Origin of the sequence: Streptomyces sp. AP-93 (assembly GCF_022808175.1) — a bacterium.
Lineage (GTDB): Bacteria > Actinomycetota > Actinomycetes > Streptomycetales > Streptomycetaceae > Streptomyces.
In genome coordinates this window covers 53,945-76,584 of record NZ_JALGBX010000014.1, presented here as the reverse complement: position 1 = coordinate 76,584, position 22,640 = coordinate 53,945, and the positions used below count along the sequence as shown (strand labels likewise).

General features: G+C 72.8%; 17 protein-coding genes and 2 tRNA genes. 16 read left to right on the top strand and 3 right to left on the bottom strand.

Annotated features, from left to right (window positions below; translation table 11 throughout):
- The first annotated feature begins 2 nt into the window (after positions 1-2).
- The 9 genes from MTF69_RS23095 (at position 3) to MTF69_RS23055 (ending at position 8,888) form a co-directional block, all read left to right on the top strand.
- Positions 3-758, top strand: coding sequence for a phosphonatase-like hydrolase (locus tag MTF69_RS23095; RefSeq protein WP_243337191.1), 756 nt, complete (start codon positions 3-5; stop codon positions 756-758).
- Positions 755-1,804: an ABC transporter ATP-binding protein gene (locus MTF69_RS23090; RefSeq protein ID WP_243337190.1), complete on the top strand. Its 1,050-nt coding sequence runs from the start codon at positions 755-757 to the stop codon at positions 1,802-1,804. The genes MTF69_RS23095 and MTF69_RS23090 overlap by 4 nt, the downstream gene beginning before the upstream one ends.
- Positions 1,797-2,780, top strand: coding sequence for a 2-aminoethylphosphonate ABC transporter permease subunit (locus tag MTF69_RS23085; protein ID WP_243337189.1), 984 nt, complete (start codon positions 1,797-1,799; stop codon positions 2,778-2,780). Before MTF69_RS23090 ends, MTF69_RS23085 begins: the two co-directional genes overlap by 8 nt.
- Positions 2,767-3,564, top strand: coding sequence for an ABC transporter permease (locus MTF69_RS23080; protein WP_243337188.1), 798 nt, complete (start codon positions 2,767-2,769; stop codon positions 3,562-3,564). Before MTF69_RS23085 ends, MTF69_RS23080 begins: the two co-directional genes overlap by 14 nt.
- Before the next feature lie 120 nt (positions 3,565-3,684).
- Positions 3,685-4,764, top strand: coding sequence for a 2-aminoethylphosphonate ABC transporter substrate-binding protein (locus MTF69_RS23075; protein ID WP_243337187.1), 1,080 nt, complete (start codon positions 3,685-3,687; stop codon positions 4,762-4,764).
- 192 nt (positions 4,765-4,956) lie between these two features.
- Positions 4,957-6,489 (top strand): alkaline phosphatase family protein, encoded by a 1,533-nt coding sequence (locus MTF69_RS23070; protein WP_243337186.1) that lies wholly within the window; start codon positions 4,957-4,959, stop codon positions 6,487-6,489.
- Between the two features lie 189 nt (positions 6,490-6,678).
- Positions 6,679-7,458 (top strand): HAD-IIA family hydrolase, encoded by a 780-nt coding sequence (locus tag MTF69_RS23065; RefSeq protein ID WP_243337185.1) that lies wholly within the window; start codon positions 6,679-6,681, stop codon positions 7,456-7,458.
- 92 nt (positions 7,459-7,550) lie between these two features.
- Entirely contained in the window at positions 7,551-8,213 is a 663-nt protein-coding gene (locus MTF69_RS23060; protein ID WP_243337183.1) for a hypothetical protein, read from the top strand.
- A 12-nt stretch (positions 8,214-8,225) separates the two neighbouring features.
- A complete protein-coding gene (locus MTF69_RS23055; RefSeq protein WP_243337181.1) occupies positions 8,226-8,888 on the top strand; it encodes a class F sortase in 663 nt (220 codons plus the stop codon).
- A 108-nt stretch (positions 8,889-8,996) separates the two neighbouring features.
- On the opposite strand, the gene MTF69_RS23050 is transcribed toward MTF69_RS23055, so the two are convergent.
- A tRNA-Lys gene (locus MTF69_RS23050) sits at positions 8,997-9,070 on the bottom strand.
- 253 nt (positions 9,071-9,323) lie between these two features.
- On the opposite strand from MTF69_RS23050, the gene MTF69_RS23045 reads away from it, so the two are divergent.
- The 5 genes from MTF69_RS23045 to MTF69_RS23025 all read left to right on the top strand — a co-directional run bounded on the left by MTF69_RS23045 (position 9,324) and on the right by MTF69_RS23025 (position 16,415).
- A complete protein-coding gene (locus MTF69_RS23045; protein ID WP_243337440.1) occupies positions 9,324-10,676 on the top strand; it encodes a peptidoglycan-binding protein in 1,353 nt (450 codons plus the stop codon).
- Between the two features lie 443 nt (positions 10,677-11,119).
- Positions 11,120-13,618, top strand: coding sequence for an SPFH domain-containing protein (locus MTF69_RS23040; RefSeq protein ID WP_243337179.1), 2,499 nt, complete (start codon positions 11,120-11,122; stop codon positions 13,616-13,618).
- 256 nt (positions 13,619-13,874) lie between these two features.
- Positions 13,875-14,501, top strand: coding sequence for a lytic polysaccharide monooxygenase (locus MTF69_RS23035; RefSeq protein ID WP_243337177.1), 627 nt, complete (start codon positions 13,875-13,877; stop codon positions 14,499-14,501).
- 58 nt (positions 14,502-14,559) lie between these two features.
- A complete protein-coding gene (locus tag MTF69_RS23030) occupies positions 14,560-16,242 on the top strand; it encodes an AMP-binding protein (RefSeq protein ID WP_243337174.1) in 1,683 nt (560 codons plus the stop codon).
- Between the two features lie 99 nt (positions 16,243-16,341).
- A tRNA-Lys gene (locus MTF69_RS23025) sits at positions 16,342-16,415 on the top strand.
- Positions 16,416-16,498: 83 nt separating this feature from the next.
- On the opposite strand, the gene MTF69_RS23020 is transcribed toward MTF69_RS23025, so the two are convergent.
- Entirely contained in the window at positions 16,499-17,257 is a 759-nt protein-coding gene (locus tag MTF69_RS23020) for an IclR family transcriptional regulator (protein WP_243337173.1), read from the bottom strand.
- 238 nt (positions 17,258-17,495) lie between these two features.
- Here MTF69_RS23020 and MTF69_RS23015 point away from each other — a divergent pair, with 238 nt between their 5' ends.
- Positions 17,496-18,641 (top strand): LLM class flavin-dependent oxidoreductase, encoded by a 1,146-nt coding sequence (locus tag MTF69_RS23015; protein ID WP_243337171.1) that lies wholly within the window; start codon positions 17,496-17,498, stop codon positions 18,639-18,641.
- Between the two features lie 261 nt (positions 18,642-18,902).
- Positions 18,903-20,600, top strand: coding sequence for a glycosyl hydrolase family 18 protein (locus MTF69_RS23010; RefSeq protein WP_243337169.1), 1,698 nt, complete (start codon positions 18,903-18,905; stop codon positions 20,598-20,600).
- 105 nt (positions 20,601-20,705) lie between these two features.
- On the opposite strand, the gene MTF69_RS23005 is transcribed toward MTF69_RS23010, so the two are convergent.
- A complete protein-coding gene (locus MTF69_RS23005) occupies positions 20,706-22,577 on the bottom strand; it encodes a bifunctional diguanylate cyclase/phosphodiesterase (RefSeq protein ID WP_243337167.1) in 1,872 nt (623 codons plus the stop codon).
- Between the last annotated feature and the right edge of the window lie 63 nt (positions 22,578-22,640).

The window sequence follows — 22,640 nt, the reverse complement described above, 5'->3', positions numbered from 1 at the left end:
CCATGACCGACACCAACACCCCCCGCACCCGTACCCCCCACACCCCCCGCACTCACCGGCTGATCGTCCTCGACATGGCCGGCACCACCGTCGCCGACGGCGGCCTCGTCGAGCGCGCCTTCGAGCGGGCCGCCGAGCGCCTCGGCGTCGAGCCGGGCAGCGCCGACCACGCCACCAAGCTCCAGTACGTACGCGACACCATGGGCGAGTCGAAGATCTCCGTCTTCCGCCACCTCTTCGGCGCCGAGGACCTCGCCCAGCGCGCCAACTCCGCCTTCGAGGAGGCCTACGGGGAACTCGTGGACGGCGGCCTCATCGCCCCGATCCCCGGCGCCCGCGAGGCCATCGAGAAGCTCCGCGCCGAAGGCCGCACCGTGGCCCTCACCACCGGCTTCGCCCGCGTCACCCAGGACGCCATCCTCGACGCCCTCGGCTGGCAGGACCTGGCCGACCTCACCCTGTGCCCCGCCGACGCGGGCGGCCGCGGCCGGCCCTACCCGGACATGGTGCTGGCCGCCTTCCTGCGCACCGGCGCCGTGGCCGACGTACGCGACACCGTGGTCGCCGGCGACACCTCGTACGACATGCTCAGCGGCGTCCGCTCCGGCGCCGGGATCGTGGCGGGCGTCCTCACCGGAGCCCACGACCGCGCGGCCCTGACCGAGCACGGCGCCACCCACGTCCTGGCCTCCGTCGCCGAGCTGCCCGCACTGCTGGAGCGCGTCGCGCACGAGGAGTCCGGGGAGCCCGGCGCGTGAGCGGCATCCGCTTCGACTCCGTCTCGGTCGCCTACGGCGGCAACACCGTCCTGGACTCCCTCGACCTGACCGTCGAGCCCGGCGAGGTCATGGCGCTGCTCGGCCCCTCCGGCTCCGGCAAGACCACGGCGCTGCGTGCGGTCGCCGGCTTCGTCCGGCCCGCCTCGGGGCGGATCCTGATCGGCGGCCGGGACGTCACCGCGCTCCCGCCGCACAAGCGCGGCATCGGCATGGTCGTCCAGCAGTACGCGCTCTTCCCGCACATGCGCGTCGCGGACAACGTCGCCTTCGGCCTGCGCGCGCAGAAGGCGCCCAAGGCGGAGATCCCCGGCCGTGTCGCCGAGGCCCTGGAGATGACCGGGATGGCGGCCTACGCCAAGCGCTACCCCCGCGAGCTCTCCGGCGGGCAGCAGCAGCGCGTGGCCATCGCCCGCGCCCTCGCCATCCGCCCCGGGGTCCTCCTCCTGGACGAGCCGCTGTCCGCGCTCGACGCGCAGCTGCGCTCCGGGATGCTCGCCGAACTGGCCCGGCTGCACCGCGAACTGCCCGACGTGTCCATCCTCTACGTCACCCACGACCAGGTCGAGGCGCTGACCCTGGCCGACCGGATCGCCGTCATGGACCAGGCCCGCCTCCAGGACTGCGGCACCCCGCAGGAGCTGTACCGGGCCCCGCGCACCGAGTTCACCGCCTCCTTCGTCGGCAACGCCAACCTGCTGCCGGTCACCGTCGCCGACGGCGGCGCGCTCTTCGCCGGGCACCCCCTCACCCTCGACCCCGGCCGCGCCGCAGTCGGCGCCGGCGCCACCCTGTGCGTACGCCCGCACCTGCTCGGCCTCGGCGCCGGCCCCAACGCGCTGAGCGGGACCATCACCGAGGTGCAGTGGCGCGGTTCGACCCACCGGCTCTACGTGGACATCGAGGGCCACCGGGTCAAGGCGGACCTGCCCGAACTGCGCGAAACCCCGGCGCTGGGCGACCACGTCACCCTGCACTTCGAGCCCCGCGACGCGGTGCTCCTGTCCGCGGGGGTCTCCGATGGCTGACGCCACGGACCGGCGCGCCCCCACACCCGGGCCGGCCGCCGGCCCCGAGGCCGCGGTCATACCCCACCAGCCCGTACGAAGCCCTGCCCCCGGCACGCCCGAAAGCCCGGCCGGAGCCCCCGGCGGCTTCGCGGCGAAGGCCCCACGTGCGCCCCGTAGCGTCCCCGGCTGGCTGTGGACCGTGCCTCCCGTCGCCGTGCTCGCGGTGGTCTTCCTCTACCCCCTCGCGCTGGTCGTCCAGCAGTCCCTGTCCCCCGAGAACGGGGGCGGCACCTTCGACGCCTACGCCTCCGTCTTCGCCTCGCACTCCTTCCGCGAGGCCCTCGGCACCACGGTCTGGCTGGCCGTCGGCGCCACCGCCGGCTGCCTGGTCCTCGGCTTCGCGCTCGCGCTGGTCATCGCCTTCGTCCCGTTCCCCGGGGCGCGCGCCGTCGCCAAGTTCATCGACGTCTTCCTCTCCTTCCCCTCCTTCCTCATCACCCTCGCCCTCCTCTTCATCTACGGCACGGTCGGCATGGCCAACGGCCTGTGGACCGACACCTTCGGCGTGGCGGAAGGGCCCTTCCACTTCCTGACCACCCCGTGGGGCGTCCTCCTCGCGGAGATCACCTACTTCACGCCCTTCGTGATGCGCCCGCTGCTCGCCGCCTTCTCCCAGCTGGACACCGCCCAGCTGGAGGTGGCCTCCTCGCTCGGCGCGAAGCCCGGCCGCATCATCCGGCGGGTGATCCTCCCCGAGGCCCTCCCGGCCCTCGCCGCCGGCGGCAGCCTCGTCCTGGTCATGTGCCTCAACGAGTTCGGGATCGTCCTGTTCACCGGAGCCAAGGACGTCACCACGCTCCCGATGCTCATCTACGGCAAGGCGATCCTCGAATCGGACTACGCCGCCGCCTGCGTGGTCGCCGTCGTCAACATCGTGATCTCCGTCGGCCTGTTCGGCCTCTACCGGGTGGTGAGCAAGCGTGCTGGTGCATAGCAAGAGCGGCCGCTGGGCCGCCTGGAGCCTCTTCGGCATCCTCTTCCTGCCCCTCTTCGCCCTGCCCCTGCTCGTCGTGGTCGCCGCGTCCTTCTCGACGCACTGGTCCGGGGCCTTCCCCTCCGGCCCCACCACCGAGAACTACGCCGCGGCCGTCCGGGGCGAGTCCCTCCAGGCGCTGACCACCTCGCTGCTCACCGCCCTGGCCGCCAGCCTGATCGCGCTCACCGTCGGCACCTGGGCGGCGCTCGCCGCCGCCGGGCTGAAGAAGCGCGGAAAGAGCTCCCTGGACGCGCTGTTCATGCTGCCGGTCGCCGTGCCGTCCGTGGTCGTCGGCCTCGCCGTGCTCGTCGCCTTCAGCAAGCCGCCGCTGCTCCTCAACGGCACCAGCTCGATCGTGATCCTGGCGCACACGATTCTTGTCACGGCGTTCGCCTACCAGTCGGTTTCGGCTGCCATCGTGCGTCTCGACCCCGCCTACGAGCAGGCCGCGGCCTCCCTGGGCGCCCGCCCCGCGTACGTGCTGTGGCGGGTCAAGCTCCCCCTCCTGCTGCCGTCGCTCACCGCGGCGGCCGGGCTCTGCTTCGCCCTGTCCATGGGCGAGCTGAGCGCCACGATGATGCTCTACCCGCCGGACTGGATGCCCCTGCCCGTCCGCATCTTCACCGCCACCGACCGCGGTTCGCTCTTCAGCGGCTCCGCCGTCGCCGTGGTCCTGATGGCCACCACCCTGCTGGTCCTGCTGGCCGTCTCGCGTGTCCGCACCAGGGCCACGTACCGCTGAATCACCACCGCTGAACCCCTGCCCGACGCCCGCAGCCGGATCCCGGCCCCACTCCGCTGCGGGGACCCGCTCAACCCCGCTGATTCCCTTGCTGACTCCCTTTCCCCGTGAGGAAGTTCCATGCCCAGCAACAAGTACCTCCGCATCACCGTCGCCGCCACCGGCAGCCTCGCCCTCGCCGCCGGCCTCACCGCCTGCGGTGGCTCCTCCGCCGACTCCGCCGGAGGCAAGGGCGGCGAGAAGGTCGTCACCGTCTACAGCGCCGACGGCCTCAAGAGCGACAAGGGTGACGGCTGGTACGACAAGGTCTTCGCCGACTTCACCAAGAAGACCGGCATCGAGGTCAAGTACGTGGAGGGCGGTTCCGGCGAGATGGTGCAGCGCGCCGTCCGCGAGAAGACCAACACCCAGGCCGACGTCCTGATCACGCTGCCCCCGTTCATCCAGCAGGCCGACGGCAAGGGCCTCCTGCAGGCCTACACGCCGCAGGGCGCCGACAAGGTCAACGGGGCGAACAAGTCCTCCGACGGCAAATGGACCTCGGTCGTCAACAACTACTTCGGCTTCATCTACAACAAGAAGGCGCTGGCCGCGGCCCCCAAGACCTGGGAAGAGCTGCTGGACCCCAAGTACAAGGGCAAGCTCCAGTACTCCACCCCCGGCGTCGCGGGCGACGGCACCGCCGTGCTCATCAAGGCGATGCACGACTTCGGCGGCAAGGAGCCGGCCAACGAGTACCTGAAGAAGCTCCAGGCCAACAACGTCGGCCCGTCCTCCTCCACCAGCAAGCTCGCGCCGAAGACCGACAAGGGCGAGCTGCTCGTCGCCAACGGCGACGTCCAGATGAACTTCGCGCAGTCCAAGTCCATGCCGAACATCGGCATCTGGTTCCCCGCCAAGGACGGCGGCAAGCCCACCACCTTCTCCCTCCCGTACGCGGCCGGCCTCGTCGACAAAGCCCCGCACACCGAGAACGGCAAGAAGCTCCTCGACCACCTGCTCAGCGAGGACGCCCAGAAGCTGGTCAGCGGTGTCGGCGGCGGCTTCCCGGCCCGCACGGACGTCAAGCCCACCGACGCCAACGCCGTCGAGCTCACCCAGCTCATGACCGGAGTCGAGCTCTTCGAGCCGGACTGGGCCGACATCGACAAGAACCTCACCGGCTACGTCGACGCGTGGAAGTCGGCCACCGGAAGCTGACTGGCCGCCTCCCGGTCACCCACGACCGGGATAGTGACGCACAGATAACGGGTCTGGACCGACTCTCGCCTTCGGTCCGGACCCGCCGTACGCTCGCTCGCGCTGCCGCACGACCGTACGCCTGCACGCTCGCACGCTCGCACGCCCCGTACGTCCCCTGCGCCTTCCCCACGATTACTCCCGGAGGAGTACGTGTCCACTGTCCTGTCCGGACGGACCCTCGCCGTGGCCGCCACCGCCACGGTCCTGCTCGCCACCGGCCTCGGCGCCCACGCCGCGACGGCCGCGCCCGCCGACGAAGCAGCCGCCACGAACAAGGTGCTCGTCATCGGCCTCGACGGCGCGGTCCTCGACCGCGTCAAGGTCGCCAACGCCCCGCACCTGAACGGCCTGATGGCCCAGGGCCTGACCGCCAAGAGCACCCTGTACGCGAACCCGATGGGCGCCACCTCCTCGGGCCCCGGCTGGTCCACCATCGCCACCGGCGTCTGGCCCGACAAGCACGGAGTGAAGGACAACTCCTTCACCGGCAAGAACTACACGGCCTACCCGGACTTCCTGACCCGCATCGAGAACGCCAACCCGGCGCTCAACACGTACGCGGCCGCCGACTGGGAGCCCATCACCTCCACCGACCAGAACGGCCCGATCTTCTCGGCCAAGGTCGACAAGCGCCTCTCCCTCAAGGGCGACCGCGACGGCTACCGCAACGAGGACCCGAAGATCGCCGCGGCGGCCGCCACCGAGCTGCGCACCCAGAACCCGGACGCCTCCTTCGTCTACCTCGGCGAGATCGACGCGGCCGGCCACTCCTACGGCGCCGCCAGCCAGCAGTACCTGGACACCGTCGCCCGCGTGGACGTCCTCGTCGGCCAGCTGCTCACGGCCGTCCAGAACCGCCCGACCTACGCCCAGGAGAACTGGAAGATCCTGGTCACCACCGACCACGGCCACACCAACACCGGCGGCCACGGCGGCTCCACCATCCAGGAGCGCGGCACCTTCGTCATCGCCAAGGGTCCCGGCATCCCGGCCGGATCGGTACGGGGCGACGTGAAGCTCGTCGACGTCGCGGCGACCGCGCTCGCCCAGGTCGGGGTCACGCCCGGCTCCGCGATCGACGGCATCCCGGTGGACGCCCCGGACGACGGCGACGCCTTCGACACCCTGCGCCCGAACCTCCAGGCGCGCGTGGACGAGACGGGCATCCCGGTCGCCACCAAGGGCTTCACGCACACCCCGCCGGCCGGCTGGTCCGTCGACAACTCCAAGATGGGCACGGGCGGTGTCACCGAGTGGGCCGGATGGGCCTTCGCGACCGACGAGTTCTGGAGCCAGGCGCAGCGCGACCAGTGGCGCGAGCTGAACGTCCGCTCCCGTGACGTGTTCGCCGTCGCCGACTCCGACGAGTGGGACGACAAGAGCCACACCGGCTCCTACGACTCCACCCTCATCACCCCCAAGTGGGCGGTCACCGGCGGCGCCACCCGCAACCTGACCTTCCAGACCCACTACCGCCAGGAGTCCGGCCAGACCGCCCAGGTCCTGGTCTCCTACAACGGCGGCACCCCGGCGCTCGTCAAGAGCTACACCGCCGACGCCGTCGCCAAGTCCGAGTCGATCGCGCTCCAGGTCCCGGCCGACGCCACCGACGTCCAGGTCCGCTTCCGCTACACCGGCAGCAACAACTGGTACTGGACCGTGGACAACGTCAAGCTCGGCTGAGGCCGCTTCCGGCGGGTACGGGACCTTTGGCGCGGGGCCCTGAAGGCCCTTCGCGGGCGACCCGTTCCGCGGTACGGTCCGGGCCGTGGACGCCCCACGCGTCCACGGTCCGGCCCGGATAAGGTGGTAGAGACCAGAGGTCACAGACGTCACAGACGTCAGACGCCACCGAGAGCGGAGAACAGTCCAGTGGCAGAGCGCAAGCCGATCGAATCCTGGCTCACCGACATGGACGGGGTCCTCATCCACGAGGGCACCCCGATCCCCGGCGCCGACGCCTTCATCAACCGGCTGCGCGAGTCCGGCAAGCCCTTCCTCGTGCTGACCAACAACTCCATCTACACCCCGCGCGACCTCCAGGCCCGCCTGAGCCGGATGGGCCTGTCGGTCCCGGTGGAGAACATCTGGACCTCGGCCCTGGCCACCGCGAAGTTCCTCGACGACCAGCGTCCGGGCGGCACCGCGTACGTCATCGGCGAGGCCGGCCTCACCACCGCCCTGCACGACATCGGCTACGTCCTGACCGACCACGAGCCGGACTACGTGGTCCTGGGCGAGACCCGGACGTACAGCTTCGAGGCGATGACCAAGGCGGTCCGCCTGATCAACGCGGGCGCCCGCTTCATCTGCACCAACCCGGACGAGACCGGCCCCTCCACCGAGGGTCCGCTGCCCGCCACGGGCGCCGTCGCCGCACTGATCACCAAGGCGACCGGCAAGCAGCCGTACTTCGCCGGCAAGCCCAACCCGCTGATGATGCGGACCGGCCTGAACGCCATCGGCGCGCACTCCCACAGCAGCGCGATGATCGGCGACAGGATGGACACCGACATCCTCGCCGGGCTGGAGGCGGGCATGCAGACCTTCCTCGTGCTGACCGGTCTGACATCGGTCGAGGACACCGAGAAGTTCCCGTACCGCCCGACCCACACGTTCGACTCCATCGCTGATCTGGTCGATCTGGTTTAGCGCGTACGGCTGACACGTACGGGCCAAGAGGGCGCCGCTCCGGATGCGGAGCGGCGCGCCGCGCGTGAATCTCCTTGTTGAGGAGGTTCACCATGCGCAGTGATCTGATCGCTCTCCGTGTCACCGGGGTGGCCGTCGCCCTGACGGCCCTGTCCGCCGTGACCGCCCCCTTCGCCTTCGCGGAGGAGGACTGGAACCGTGACCGCGGCAGCGTCTCGGCCGACCCCAATCCGGCGGAACCGGGGGCGCAGGTCAAACTGCGCGTCCGCGGCTGTGAGGACGACTGGGCCGTCGCCTCGTCCGTCGTCTTCGTCTCCGAGGTCCGTCTCTCCACCGGCCGCGGCGACCGCCGCACCCTGTGGGGCGACGCGATGATCCGGTCCTGGGTCGAGCCCGGCCGTCACGACATCAAGATCAAGTGCGGCGGCCGCGGCGGCGAACGCGAGTGGGGCACGATCGAGATCGAGCGCCGCCGGGAGCACCGCCCCAACCCCCACCACACCCCCGTCTGGCCGGTCCACGCGGGCGGCGGCGGCATGTCCGAGGAGATCGCCGCGAAGTCGAAGGCGGCGGGTGCGGCCGAGGCCGCCGAGGCCGCCGATTCCGCGCAGCTCGCCGCGGCGGCGAAGAAGAACAGCGAGGGCGACGGCCCGGGCCTGCCGCACACGGTGATCGGCGCCGTGCTCGCCGCCGCCGCCACCCTCGCGGTCGCCGGCCGGGCGCTTGCCCTGCGCCGCCGCCGCAGCGGCGAGTGACCGGGTGATCGGGTGAGCGGCGAGCCGAGGAGCTCCGGCGGCTCCCGGCTGCTGACCTTCGCCGCCTGGTCGGTGCTGGTCCTCGGGCTGTGGCTGTGGGGCCGCGAGATCACCGGGGTGGCGATACCCCTGCCCGGCCAGGCCGGCGGACCGGCCGCCCCGGGCATGCCCGCGGCGCACACCCCGCTGGAGCCGGCCGCGCCCGCGCGGGTGGACGTGCCGTCCCTGGGCGTCCAGGCCCCGGTGATGGTCCGGGACCTCGACGCGCAGGGGGCGATCGAAGCGCCCCCGTACGAGAACCCGGGCACGGTCGGCTGGTGGCGAGGCGGCGCCCAGCCCGGCGCGGCAGGGACCGCGCTGCTGGTCGGGCACGTGGACACGCGGTCCAAGCCCGCGGTGTTCTACGGCCTGAGCTCGGCGAAGGCCGGCGACAAGGTGCGCGTGCTGCGGGCCGACGGCTCGGTGGCGGAGTTCACGATCGAGGACGTACGGGTCCACGAGCGCGCGGACTTCGATCCCGCCAAGGTCTACGGCCCCAAGGTCCGCGGCCGGGCCGAACTGCGGCTGGTGACCTGCGGCGGCAGCTACGACAAGGCGGCCAAGCAGTACTCGGCGAACGTGGTCGTGTCGGCGTACCTGACGGGCGTCGGAGTCCGCCCGGGAACGGCGGTCTGAACACACCCCGCTGTACGCACCCGCTGTACGCACGCCGCCCGCGCCCGCGCCGGGCGGAAACGAAGAAGCCCCTCGCAGTTCTCACTGCGAGGGGCTTCTTTGCGTCTGTGCGCCGCCAGGGACTCGAACCCCGGACCCGCTGATTAAGAGTCAGCTGCTCTAACCAACTGAGCTAGCGGCGCTTGGTGACAGGGAAAACTCTACCGCACCGCTGCGGGTGCTCGTGACAAGCCGCGCGCGTTCTGTCCGATTAACCCATGTTTGAGGGTTTTGTCGTGCACGATATGTCTGGGCCGGCCGGATCTGATGCCCCGCCAGATGCGGTCCCGGCCGACCAGTGACGAGCAGGGGAGTGGACGGAACCGCATGACGATGCAGCCTCCGACGCATGTCTACGAAGTGAAGCCGACGCCGATGGCCGAGGCGGTGCCGCCGATGCCGCTGCCCTCCTTCGAGGAGTACGAACCCGCCGGCGACTGCCCGTGCCGAGGCTGCGCCCAGCGCCGTCGCACGCTCGCGCGCGCCCGGGCCATACCGCTGCGCGACGGCGGACACCCTGCCGCGCGCGGAGCCCGCCGGGCGCTGGTCCTGGCCACCGCCGCGGGGGTGGTCCTCGGCGGCGGGGGAGCGGCCGTCGCCACGGCCGCGCCGGGACCCGGCGGCCGGGTGGCCCTGGACGACCCCGGCTCCCCGCAGGGCGGCCGGGCCCCGCTGCACGGGCCGAAGGGGGCGAAAGGCACCCCCGCGAAGCCGGCCGGGCTGCCCGGAGCGCCCTCCGCCGTCAAGCGGACCGACCGGGCGACGATCATCAACCGGGCGAAGCTGTGGCTGGACGCGCAGGTCCCGTACAGCATGGCCGAGTACTGGTCGGACGGGTACCGGCAGGACTGCTCCGGCTACGTCTCGATGGCCTGGAACCTCGGCACCAACGAGTGGACCGGCAGCCTCGACAAGTTCGCGACGCGGATCACGAAGGAGGAGCTGCTCCCCGGAGACATGCTGCTCTTCCACAACCCGGCCGACCCCAACAAGGGCTCGCACGTCGTCCTCTTCGGCGGGTGGGTGGACGAGACGCGCACGCACTACGTCGCCTACGAGCAGACCCGGCCCACGACGCGGAAGCTGGCCACGCCGTACGGCTACTGGAAGAACGCGGTGAAGTACATCCCGTACCGGTTCAACGGGGTGGCGGGCGGAGTCGTTCCCGAGCCCCCGGTCACGGGCGAGCCGCCCGCGCCGGGCGGCACGCCGGCCGTCCCGGCCACCTTCCCCGGTGCGTCGAAATTCGGGCCGGGCGCGGACAACGCCCACGTCGCCCAACTCGGCCGGATGCTGTCCGACCGCGGCGGGCTGCGCTTCTACCCGAAGGGCGTCAGTACGAAGTGGTCCGACGCCGACCGGCAGGCCACCGAGGCCTTCCAGCGCGCCCAGGGCTGGACGGGCGCGGACGCCGACGGCATCCCCGGAGCCACCACCTGGCGGCTGCTCGCCAGACACCAGGGCAAGGACATCCCGCCGCTCACGGGCGGCGCACCGGGCCCGGCGGGCAAGCCCGCCTTCCCCGGGGCGTCCTTCCTCCGGCCGGGCGCGTCCCACCCGTCCATCACCGCCCTTGGCCGCCAGCTGGTGAAGAAGGGCTTCGGCAAGTACTACACGGCCGGACCGGGCCCCCGCTGGGGCGAGGCCGACCGCCGCAGCGTCGAGGCGTTCCAGCGAGCCCAGGGCTGGCGCGGCGCCGAGGCCAACGGCTACCCGGGCCCGGAAACCTGGCGCCGGCTGTTCGCATGACGGAGGCAACGATGTACCCCACGCGCACGACATCGACCACAGGCACCTTCGAGATCCCCCCGCACCCGACCCCCCGAGCGACGCCCCCGCCTCCCGAACCCCCCACTCCGGCCGAACCGGCACGCTCCACGGCGCCCCAGCCCGAGTCCGCGGCACCGGGCGGAGCGGCAGCGGGCGGACCAGCAGCGGGCGGTGCCGCGCCGGGCGGAGCCACGTCGGCCGGAGCCGCACCGGCAGTTGCCGCGCCCCGGTGGGTTGTCCCGGCCGAGGCCGGGTGGGCAGTTGCCGGGTCCGGTCCCGAGCCGGGCTCGCACTCCTCGGGCGCGCCCGGAACCACGTCCGTGCCGGCTGCCGCAAGGTGGGCGGCTGCCGACGCAGGCACCGAGCGGAGCTCGCACCTGTCGGCCGCGCCTGACCCGGCCACGCCCGCACCGGTCGCAGCCGTGCCGCACGCTGCCGGGCGGGTCCCGGCCGCCGCTGACGCCGAACGGGCCCCGGACATGCCGGCCGAGCACGCCCGGGCCACGTCCGCGCCGGCCACCGCAAGGTGGACATCGGCCGAGACCGGCGCCGAGCGGGGCGCACACCTGTCGGCCGCGCCCGACGGGGCCGCGCCTGACCGGGGCATGCCCGTGCCGGCCGCAGCCGTGACGGTTGGCGCAGGGTGGGCATCGGCCGAGGCCGGTCCCGAGCGGGGCTCGCACATGGTGGCCGGGCATGACCGGGCCGCATCTGCGCAGGCCGCGTCCATGGCGGACGCGGCAGGGCGGGTACCGGCCGAGTCCGGTGCCGAGCGAGGCTCGCACATGGGGGCCGGGCATGACCGGGCCGCGCCCGTGCAGGCCGCGTCCGTGCCGGTTCCTTCGGGGTGGGCAGGGATCTCCGTGGCCATGGCCGCCGACGCGGGGTCGACCGCGGCCCCCGTGCCCGCGGCGGCGGCGACCGGGTGGGCCGCGCCGACCGGTTGGGCTCTCGCGGCCGAGCCGCCGACCGGGCCCGCACGTGGCGAGGCCGCCCCCCGGCCGACTCCGGCAGGGGCCGACCGGGACTCGGACGGGCTCGTCGCCGTGGGTGCCGCGGCAGAGGCCACGGCCGTCGCCCCGCACGGGCCCGCGCGCAGCGACGTACCGGCGGCGCGGGCCCAGGCCGAGCCGGGGGTGGACATCCCGCACCCCCAGAACGAGGCCCACGCCGGTGCGGCCCAGGTCCGGCTGCGGAACCCCGACGCCGAATCCGCCCGCCCGCACCCGCAGGACGAGGCCTGGCCCCCGGCTGCCGTGGTCGCCCCGGGCGCGGCCCTCGCCGCCGTGGTGCCGACCCCGTCGGGGGAGGGCCCGTACGCCGCGACGGACCACGCGCCACGGCACGAGGGTCCGCCCGCCGCCTGGGACCTGCCCGGACAGGGCGGTTCGTCCGCCGAGCAGGGCCGCGCTCCGCAGCCCGCGGTCCCGGGCCCCGCCCCGGAGGTCGAGTACGTGGATCGGTACCCCGTACCGGACCTGCCCGAGCCGGGAGACGCCGATCCGGCGGACCCGGCCGGCGGGCGGGAGCTGACGTGGTCCGTGCCCGCCCCGGCCGGCGCCGGTGACGGCGGCCCCGTCGGCAACGGCCCCGTCGGCAACGGCCCCGTCGGCGACGGCCCCGTCGGCGCCGGCGGACCCGGACGGGCGGCCGCGGACGGCGAGGGTGCCAACGGCGAGGCCGCGGACGGCGAGGGTGCCGACGGCGAGGCCGCCACCGCCCCGCAGCCCGCGGCCGGCGGCGGCCGCGCCGTGCCCGGGCCCGAGGCCGCCGAAGTCGCCGAGGTCGTCGCGCGGGCCGTGGCGCGGATCGCGGAGGACGATACGCAGGACCTGCCCCAGGTCACTGCGGTGCGCGGGGTCGCGGTGACCGAGGTGCCGGTGCACCTGCCGTTCCGCGGCGCCGCCCAGCCGGAGCCCAAGCTCCAGCCCCAGCCCCAGCAGCCGAACCCCACCCCCACCCCCACCCCGAACCCGAACCCGAACCCGAAGTCGCCGAAGGCCGCCCCCGGCCGCCGCGTGCCCCGTGGCGACGACCGGCTCCACGAGCACCACGGCCCGGTGCTGCCCGGCTGGATCGCGGTGGCCGTCGGCGGGATCGCGCTCGCCGGCTGCACGGTCGTGCTCTGGCGGGCCGGGGCCGTCCCCGACTCCCTCGCGCTGGCGTTCGGCGCGGAGCCCCGCCCCTACCGGGGACTGCAGGCACGCTTCTGGCCGCCGCTCGCCTTCCTCGGGATCGTCGCCCTCCTCGCGCTCGGCGGCCTGGGCCGCGGCCGGGCCGGCCACGCCTGGGTGCTCACCCTCTTCGGCCGCTACCGCGGCACCGTCCGCCGCTCCGGGCTGACCTGGATCAGCCCCCTGCTGCTGCGCCGTCGGGTCGACGTCCGGCTGCGGCACTGGCGCAGCGACCCGATGCCCGCCGTGGACTCCGGCGGGCTCGCCCTCCAGGTCGTCGTCCAGGTGGTCTGGCAGGTCAAGGACACCGCCCGCGCGACCCTGGCCGTGGAAGACCACGTCGACTACCTCGCCGAGCAGGTCGAATCGGCGATGGCCCGGGTCCTGTCCCAGCTCCCCGCCGACGCCTTCCACGAGGCCGCCCCGACCCTGCGCGACGCCGAGGCCGTCGGCGACGCGCTGACCCGGATGCTGGCGGCCGAGACCGAGGCGGTCGGCGTGGAGGTGTTCTCGGCGCAGCCCACCCGGATCGAGTACGCCCCGGAGGTCGCGGACGCCATGCGCCGGCGCCGGGTCGCGGCGATCGACGCCAAGCACCGGGACACCGTGCTGACCTCGGTGGTCGACGCGGTGGACGACACCGTCCACCGCCTCACCTCGCGCGGGCTCGTCGAGCTCGACGACTACGAGCGCAAGGCTTTGGTGAAGGACCTGACCGTGGCGTTCTACACGGGCCGCGCCGAGTAGCCCCCACCGGCCGACGCCGGGCCGACGGCCCGCCGACGCCGGGCCGACGGGAGAACGGGTGGAATCCGGATGGTCCGGACCACCCGTTCTTCCATTGGTCTGGACATGGCCAACTCCCGTCAATACTGTGGAACTTGGTCTAGACCTAAAACCAGAACTCGTGAACGGGCCGTACCGCCGACACCGGTACGGCCCATCCCCACGCGTGCGCACGCTCTCTCCGGACATCCCCCCACGTTCAAGGAGCAACAGCCTCATGCGTTCCTTCCGCATGCCCAGAACCAAGCGGGCCGCCGCCACGGCCACCGCCACCACCGTCGGCCTCGGCGTCGTCGCCGCCCTCGCGCTCGTCACGGCCCCCACGGCCAGCAGCCACGGGTACACCGACACCCCGATCAGCCGCCAGAAGCTCTGCGCCAACAAGACCGTCTCCGACTGCGGCCCCATCCAGTGGGAGCCCCAGAGCGTCGAGGGCCTCAAGGGGTTCCCCGCCGCCGGTCCCGCCGACGGCCGCATATGCGCCGGCAACCACCCGGAGTTCGCCCAGCTCGACGACCCGCGCGGCGGCGCCTGGCCGGCCACCCCGGTGACCAGCGGTCAGAGCTACGGCTTCCGCTGGCAGTTCACCGCGAACCACTCCACCACCGACTTCCGGTACTACGTCACCAAGAACGGCTGGGACCCCACCAAGCCCCTCACCCGCGCCGCCCTCGACCCGCAGCCCTTCCTCACGGTCGCCTACAACGGCGCCCGCCCCGCCATGACCACCGTCCACCAGGGCGCCATGCCGAGCGGCAAGACCGGCCGGCACCTGATCCTCGCCGTGTGGACCGTCAACGACACCCCGATGGCCTTCTACTCCTGCTCCGACGTCCAGTTCTGACGGCTGCGGCCCACCGCGGCGTTCATTTCTGACGGAACGTCAGCTACTCTCCGGCGGCATGCGGACGACGACACCCGAAACCGTCGCGGAGCTCATCGCGAGCCAATGGGGCGACCACCGGCCCGGTCTGAAGTACGCCGACGGCGTCCTCAGCCACCACCGGACCGCCCGGGAGGCCGCGGCGCGCGCCGCGCTCCTCGTCGACCTGCTGCCGCCGGGGGCGGAGCCGCACATCGGGGTGCTGCTCGACAACACCCCCGAGTTCCCGTTCTGGCTCGGCGCGGCGGCCCTCGCCGGGGCCGCCGTCGCCGGGATCAACCCCACCCGGCGCGGTCCCGAGCTGGCCCGCGACATCCTGCACACCGACTGCCGGATCCTGGTGACCGAGCGGACCCACCTGCCGCTCCTGCGCGGCCTCGACCTGCCCGGCGTACGCCTCCTGGTCACGGACGCCGAGGACCCCGACGAGTACGAGGCCCTGCTCGCCCCGTACGCCGGCGCAAAGCCCGGCGACGCGACGCTCGGCCCCGGCCCGACCCCGGCCTCCCGGCTGCTCCTCTACTTCACCTCGGGCTCCACCGGCGCCCCCAAGGCCGCCATCTGCACCCAGGGCCGCCTGGCCGGCGCCGGCGCCTCGCTCGCACGTCACTTTTCGGTCACCCCGGACGACGTCCACTACATCTGCATGCCCCTCTTCCACGGCAACGCCGTCATCGCCGACTGGCTCCCCGCCCTCGCGGGCGGGGCCGCCGTGGCCCTGCGCCGCCGCTTCTCGGCCTCCGCGTTCCTGGACGACGTACGGGCCTACGAGGCGACGTACTTCACCTACGTCGGCAGGGCGGTGCAGTACCTCCTCGCCACCCCGCCCCGCCCGGACGACCGCGCGCACCCCCTGCGCCTCGGCTTCGGCACCGAGGCGGGCGCGGTCGACGCGGCGCGCTTCGCCGAGCGCTTCGGGGTCCGCCTCGTGGAGGGCTACGGCGCCACCGAGGGCGGCGCCTCCGTCCAGCGCACCCCCGACACCCCGCCGGGCGCCCTCGGCCGCGCGGGCTCGGGCGACGACCTGGCCGTCATCGACCCGGAGACGGGCCGCGAGTGCCCACCGGCCGTGCTCGACCCGCGGGGCCGGCTCCTCAACGGCGCCGAGGCCATCGGCGAGCTGGTCAACAAGGGCCGCAGCCTCTTCGAGGGCTACTGGCGCAACCCCGACGCGGAGGCCGTCCGCACCCGCGACGGCTGGTACTGGACCGGGGACCTCTTCTTCCGCGACCCCGACGGCTTCCTCTACTTCGCCGGCCGCACCGACGACCGGCTGCGCGTCGACAGCGAGAACCTGGCCGCCGCGGTGATCGAGAACATCCTGGCCCGCTGGACCCGGGCGGCCGCGGTGGCCGTGTACGCCGTACCGGACGAGGTGGCGGGCGACCAGGTCATGGCCGCCGTGGCCCTGCGCGAGGGGGCCGCCTTCTCCCCGCAGGGGTTCGCGGCCTTCCTCGCCGCCCAGCCGGACCTCGGCACGAAGATGGCCCCGCGGTACGTGCGCATCGTCGACGCCATGCCGACCACGGCGACCAACAAGGTCCACCGGGTCTCCCTGCGCGGCGCGGCCTTCCGGACCACCGACCCGGTCTGGTGGCGGCCGCCGGGCGAGGACGCGTACCGGCGGCTGGAAGCGGAGGATCTCGCGGGGCTCCTGGCCGCCTACGAGGCCCAGGGGCGGGCCGATCTGCTGAGCCGCTGACCGGGGCGCCGAAGGGGTCGTCGAAGGGGTCGCCGAGGGCGGATCCGGAAGCGGTTTTGAGCACTCCGGAGGAGCAGGTAGTATTTTCTCTGTCAGCAGGCGCCGCTAGCTCAGTTGGTTAGAGCAGCTGACTCTTAATCAGCGGGTCCGGGGTTCGAGTCCCTGGCGGCGCACCTGTCCTTCGGGCGGTTTCCGGTTCACCGGGAACCGCCCGAAGTGTTTTCCGGGCCCGTCCGCGGGCGGGCCGCCCACCCCCTCAGAGGGTGAGCGAGAGCAGCAGCGGCGCGGCCTTGCGGTTCAGCACGTCGGCCGCGGCCCGCAGCCGGTGGGCGTGCTCCACGGGCAGGGACAGGGCCAGGCAGCCGACCGAGGCTCCCGCCGTGATCGGGACGGCGGCGCAGACCGTGCCGACGGCGTACTCCTGCAGGTCGAGCGTGGGCACCGTGGCCGGCTGGCTGTCCAGCTTCGAGAAGAGGATCCGCTCGTTCACGATGGTCTTCGACGTCAGCCGGGCGATCTTGTGCCGGGACAGGTGGTCGCGCCGGCCGTCGAGGTCGAGCTGGGTCAGCAGGCACTTGCCGACCGCGCTGGCGTGCGCCGCCGAGCGGAAGTCGACCCACTCGTGGACCTTGGGGGTGCGCGGGCTGTCCGCGAACTGCGTGATCCGGACCTCGCCGTCCACGTACCGGCTGATGTAGACCGCGGCGCCGACGGAGTCCCGCAGCCGGTCCAGGGTGTCCTGGAGCTTGTCCTGCAACGCCTGCTGGCGGTCGACGCCGGAGCCCAGGAGGACGAGGGAGTCCCCTATGGCGTAGGCGCCGTCGGACACCTGCAGTACGTACCCCTCCCGGCGCAGCATGAGGAGCATGGGGGCGAGATGGACCGCGGGCAGGCCGGTCTCACGCGCGATCTGTACATCGGTCACGCCGCCGGTATGGCGGGCGACCGTTTCGAGTACGCGCAGGGCGTACTGCACCGAGTGGAACGGCGCGGTCGGCTCGGGCTTCAGCGCCACGGTTTCCCCCTAGCAGGTTGTTACCGCTTGCTCTCACACGATAGCCATCAAGAGGCCCGTGTGGAGCGCCTGTTGATGAGATTGATGGCTCAATCACACCGCTCTGCCTGGATCTACTCCTCTGGCATATGCCTAGGTCATGAGCGGTGTCCGAGAGTGCCGGGAATGCCCGGACCGGCCGCGCGGTTCGGGTTCTTCGTACGGACGGGACGGACGGGCGAGCGGAGCGGGAGAGACGATGAGTGACATCGGAGACGCGGGGGACGCGGGGGCCACGGGGCGACGGGGGGTCGACCGTGCGGGCGACGGAGAGATCCGCGGGACGGCCCTCGGCCGGGCGCCGGTGCCGCTCTCGGTGCTCGACCTCGTCACCGTCGGCGCCGGCAGCACCGCCCACGCCTCCCTGCGCACCAGCGTCGAGATAGCCCGGCTCGCCGAGTCGCGCGGCTACCATCGCCACTGGGTCGCCGAACACCACTCCATGCCCGGGGTCGCCAGCTCCTCCCCGGCCGTGATCCTGGCCCACCTCGCGGCCCACACCTCCCGGATCCGGCTCGGCTCGGGCGGGGTCATGCTGCCCAACCACGCCCCGCTCGCCGTCGCCGAGCAGTTCGGCACCCTGGAGGCCCTGGCTCCGGGCCGGATCGACCTCGGCCTCGGCCGCGCCCCCGGCACCGACGGGCAGACCGCGGCCGCGCTGCGCGGGCCCGGGCGACGCGACGACGCCGTGGACGAGTTCCCCCGGCAGCTCGCGGAGCTGATCCGCTTCCTCGACGACGACTTCCCCGACGGGCACCCGTACGCCCGCGTGCACGCGGTGCCGGGCCCCGTGCAGGGCCCCGCCGAACGGCCGCCGGTGTGGCTGCTCGGCTCCTCCGGCTTCAGTGCCCGCCTCGCCGGCGGACTCGGGCTGCCCTTCGCCTACGCGCACCACTTCTCCCCGGCCGGAACCCTGCCCGCCCTCGACCTCTACCGGCAGTCGTTCCGCCCCTCGGCCGTCCTGGACGCCCCGTACGCCGTCATCGGAGTCGGGGCCCTCGCCGCCGACACGGCCGAGGCGGCCCGCGCGCAGGTCCTGACCGGCGCGCTGTCGATGCTCCGGCTGCGCAGCGGGCGCCCCGGGCTGGTCCCGACGCCCGAGGAGGCGGCGGCGTACCCGTACACGCCGCTGGAGCGGGAGTTCGTGGACGGCCGGCTCGCGAGCATGGTCCACGGCACCCCCGACGAGGTCACCACGGGCCTGGACGACCTGGCGAAGCTGACGGGCGCGGACGAACTGATGCTGACTGCGAGCGCCCACGACGGGCAGGCCCGGTTGCGCTCGTACGCCCTCGTCGCGGATGCGTACGGCATGCCGGCCGCGGAGGTGCGGGCCTCCGCCTGAGCCTGATCGGACGGCATCCGGAGTTTGGCTGGTTTGTTGCCGAAACCTTGCCGAAGGGTGAATGAAGGCAGCCTTAAATCGCTCGTCACCAAGGGTGGCGGGCGATTTTTGGTGTGGTCCCACGTCGCTGACGTGGGGTTCTGGGCGGCGACTGGTCTAGTCCTTCTTTGGTCCAAACCATTGACTCAGGCCTGTAGTGATCGCTATCACTGTCCCCACCTGAAGTCTTGCCTTCCCCTCCCACTTCCCCGGAGGCAGTTCATGCACATCCGTAAATCCCTCATCGCGGCCGCCGCCACGGCCGCGCTGGCCGGCGGGACGCTGGCCGCCTTCGCGGGACTCACCACCGCCTCGGCCGCCGAGGCCGGGACCACCGCGTCGGCCGGCAACGTCAAGATCGCTTACTACGACCAGTGGAGCGTGTACGGGAACGCGTTTTATCCCAAGCACCTCGACACCCGTGGCATAGCGAGCAAGCTGGACGTCATCAACTACTCGTTCGGCAACATCCACCCCACCAACCTCACCTGTTTCGAGGCGAACAAGGCGGCGGGCGACGACAACAACCCCAACGCCGGTGACGGTGCGGGCGACTCGTACGCCGACTACCAGAAGTCCTTCAGCGCGGCCGACAGCGTCAGCGGCGTCGCCGACAAGTGGGACCAGCCGATCGTCGGCGTGTTCAACCAGTTCAAGCAGCTCAAGGCGAAGTACCCGAACCTGAAGATCAACATCTCGCTCGGCGGCTGGACCTACTCGAAGTACTTCAGCGACGCGGCCAAGACCGACGCTTCCCGCAAGAAGCTCGTCTCCTCCTGCATCGACCAGTACATCAAGGGCAACCTGCCCGTCGAGGGCGGCTACGGCGGCGTGGGCAGCGCGGCCGGCATCTTCGACGGCATCGACATCGACTGGGAGTACCCGGGCTCGTCGGGCGGCCACCTCGGCAACCACTACGCCCCCGAGGACAAGCAGAACTTCACGCTCCTGCTCAAGGAGTTCCGCGAGCAGCTCGACGCCCACGGCGCGGCCAACGGCGGCAAGAAGTACCTGCTGACCTCGGCGCTCCCGGCCGGCCAGGACAAGATCAAGTACATCGAGACGGACAAGATCGGCGCGTACCTCGACTACGCGAACATCATGACGTACGACATGCACGGCGCCTGGGACTCGGACGGCCCGACGTACCACCAGTCCCCGCTGCTGCCCTCGTCGGCCGACCCGACCGACGCGATCGCCCCGGGCACCGAGAAGTACAGCATCAAGAACGCCATCGACTCCTGGATCGACGGCAACGCGGCCTACGGGATCACCGGCGGCTTCCCCGCCAACAAGCTGGTCCTGGGCTACGAGTTCTACTACCGCGGCTGGAAGGGCGTGCAGCCCGGCACCACCAACGGTCTCGCCCAGCCCGCCACCCTGGCCTCCGCCGCCCGTCCGACCAGCCAGCAGGCCGGCATCGCGCTCTACAAGGAGCTCGGCGGCATCGTCGACAACCCGGCGACCACCTTCTGGGACGACCAGGCCAAGGCCTCGTACTTCTTCAAGGACGGCGAGTTCTTCACCGGCCTGAACCAGAAGTCCATCCAGGCCCGGGTCGACTACGGCAAGCAGCGCGGCCTGGCCGGCGCGATGATGTACTCCCTGCTCGGCCTGGACGCCAACGCCACCCTGCTGAACCAGATCTCGGACTCCCTCGGCGGAACCACCCAGCCGCCGGTCACCCCGCCGCCCACGACCGTTCCGCCGACCACGACCCCGCCGACCACGACGCCTCCGACGACGACCCCGCCCACCGGCTGCGGCTCGACCCCGGCGTACGTCGCGGGAACGATCTACACCGGCGGCAACGAGGTCTCGCACAACGGCCGCAAGTGGAAGGCCCAGTGGTGGACGCAGAACGAGGTGCCCGGCACCACCGGTGAATGGGGTGTCTGGAAGGACCTCGGCGCCTGCTGATCCCCCCACCCCGCGCCGAGCGCCGGCGGCCCCCGCACCCCTCTCCCAGGGTGCGGGGGCCGTTGTGTGCGCGGGGTCCTGCGGCGTTGGTGCGGAGTCTTCGGCTCAGAGCTGGGGGTGGGGGGCGGGTCCCTCCGGCCGGCCGGGGCCCGTGCCCGCCGCCGCCTCCGCGGCCTGGCGGCTGATGATGCCGGCGATCACGTCCGGGGCCACCGCGCGGGAGTACAGCCAGCCCTGGCCGGTGTCGCAGCCGACGCGCCGCAGGCGGGCCGCCTGGCCGGCGGTCTCGACGCACTCGGCCGTCACCGTCAGGCCCAGCCGGTGCGCGAGCTGCACCATGGCCTCGACGATGGTCTCGTCGGCCGGGTTCGGGTGGGAGCCCTCCTCGTAGCGGAAGCCGCGGACGAAGGAGCCGTCCAGTTTGAGGACGGAGACCGGCAGGCGGCTGAGGTAGGCGAGGTTCGAGTACCCGGTGCCGAAATCGTCGATGGCGATCCGCACCCCCATGTCGCTCAGGGCCTGGAGGGCCTGGAGCGGCCGGCCCGCCGAGCCCATCACGGCCGACTCCGTCAGTTCGAGCTGGAGGAGCTGGGGTGCCAGGCCCGTCTCCGCCAGGATCTCGGCCACGTCGCCGACCAGGTCGGAGTCCCAGACCTGGCGCACGGCCACGTTGACGGAGACGAAGACGGGGGAGTCGCTGGGCTGCTCGATCTGCCAGCGCCGGGCCTGTCGGCAGGCGGTCCGCAGCACCCAGCGGCCCAACTGGACGATGGAGCCGTCCTCTTCGGCGATTGCGATGAACCGATTCGGCGTCAGCGTGCCGAACTGCGGGTGGTTCCAGCGCACCAGGGCCTCCACCCCGCGCACCGCACCGCTCTCCAGGTCCACCAGCGGCTGGTACTCCACGGTGAACTCGCCGCGCTCCACGGCCGGCCGCAGCGTCGAGGACAGGGCCTGGCGGGTCATGCGGTGCGCGTTGCGCTCCGGGTCGAAGAGGGTCCAGCGGGCCTTGCCGTCCGCCTTGGCCCAGTAGAGGGTCGTGTCCGCGGCCTGCATCAGGCCGGTCGCCGAGGTCCCGGCGGCCGCCCGCTCCACCACGCCGATCGACGCGGAGACCGACAGCCGCTGACCGGCCAGGTCGAAGGGCTCCTGTACGGCGGCCAGGACGCTCCGCGCCAGGTCCGCGAGCTGTTCGGTGCCGGTGGAGTCCTCGACCAGCAGGGCGAACTCGTCGCCGCCGAGCCGCGCCACCAGGTGCCCGCCGGTGCGCCCGTAGCCGGACTGGTCGGCGCACTGGGTGAGCCGCTGGGCGACGGCGGTCAGCAGCCGGTCGCCGACCCGGTGGCCCAGGGTGTCGTTGACGGCCTTGAACCCGTCCAGGTCCAGATAGCAGAGCCCGATGCGGCCCGTGCCGCTCTGCCCGTACGAGGAGGCCTCCAGGGCGGCGGAGAGCCGCTCGAAGAACAGCGCCCGGTTGGGCAGCCGGGTCACCGGATCGTGCATCTGGAGGTGGCGCAGCCGGGCCTGGAGGTCGCGCCGGTCGCTGATGTCGGCGACGGAGAGGAGCACGTCACCGGTGTCGGTGCCGGGTACGGGGCCGAGGGTGATCTCGGTCCACAGGGAGTGCCCGTCGGGGTGCTTGAGGCGGCGGGTGCAGCGGAGCCGGGCCTGCCGGCCGCGCAGCACCTCCTGGTAGGCGTGCCAGGTGCGGGCCTCGGAGGCCAGGTCCACCAGTTCGGCGGCGGACTGCCCGGCGAGGACGTGCGGCTCGGCGCCGAGGAGCGCGGCCAGGGCCTGGTTGGCGCCGGAGATGTGGCCGGTGCGGTCGACGACGGCCATGGGGAGGTGGGCCGCGTTGAAGGCGGCCCGGTAGTCGGCCCGGTGGTCGGCCCGGTGGTCGGCCCGGTGGTCGTCGTGGTTTTCGGCGCGGTCCGGGGTTGCCGTCGTCGCCGGCGCTGCCGGGTGACGCTGCGTCATGGCCGGTCGGATGCTGTCGGCCGCCGAACCGGTTCCATCTGGGGTTCCGCTCACCGTTGGCTC

Coding starts and splice junctions, on each gene's coding strand:
- MTF69_RS23085 (WP_243337189.1), top strand. CDS start 1,797: ATGGCTGACGCCACGGACCGGCGCGCCCCCACACCCGGGCCGGCCGCC.
- MTF69_RS23060 (WP_243337183.1), top strand. CDS start 7,551: ATGCGCAGTGATCTGATCGCTCTCCGTGTCACCGGGGTGGCCGTCGCC.
- MTF69_RS23045 (WP_243337440.1), top strand. CDS start 9,324: ATGCCGCTGCCCTCCTTCGAGGAGTACGAACCCGCCGGCGACTGCCCG.
- MTF69_RS23095 (WP_243337191.1), top strand. CDS start 3: ATGACCGACACCAACACCCCCCGCACCCGTACCCCCCACACCCCCCGC.
- MTF69_RS23005 (WP_243337167.1), bottom strand. CDS start 22,577: ATGACGCAGCGTCACCCGGCAGCGCCGGCGACGACGGCAACCCCGGAC.
- MTF69_RS23035 (WP_243337177.1), top strand. CDS start 13,875: ATGCGTTCCTTCCGCATGCCCAGAACCAAGCGGGCCGCCGCCACGGCC.
- MTF69_RS23015 (WP_243337171.1), top strand. CDS start 17,496: ATGAGTGACATCGGAGACGCGGGGGACGCGGGGGCCACGGGGCGACGG.
- MTF69_RS23030 (WP_243337174.1), top strand. CDS start 14,560: ATGCGGACGACGACACCCGAAACCGTCGCGGAGCTCATCGCGAGCCAA.
- MTF69_RS23010 (WP_243337169.1), top strand. CDS start 18,903: ATGCACATCCGTAAATCCCTCATCGCGGCCGCCGCCACGGCCGCGCTG.
- MTF69_RS23075 (WP_243337187.1), top strand. CDS start 3,685: ATGCCCAGCAACAAGTACCTCCGCATCACCGTCGCCGCCACCGGCAGC.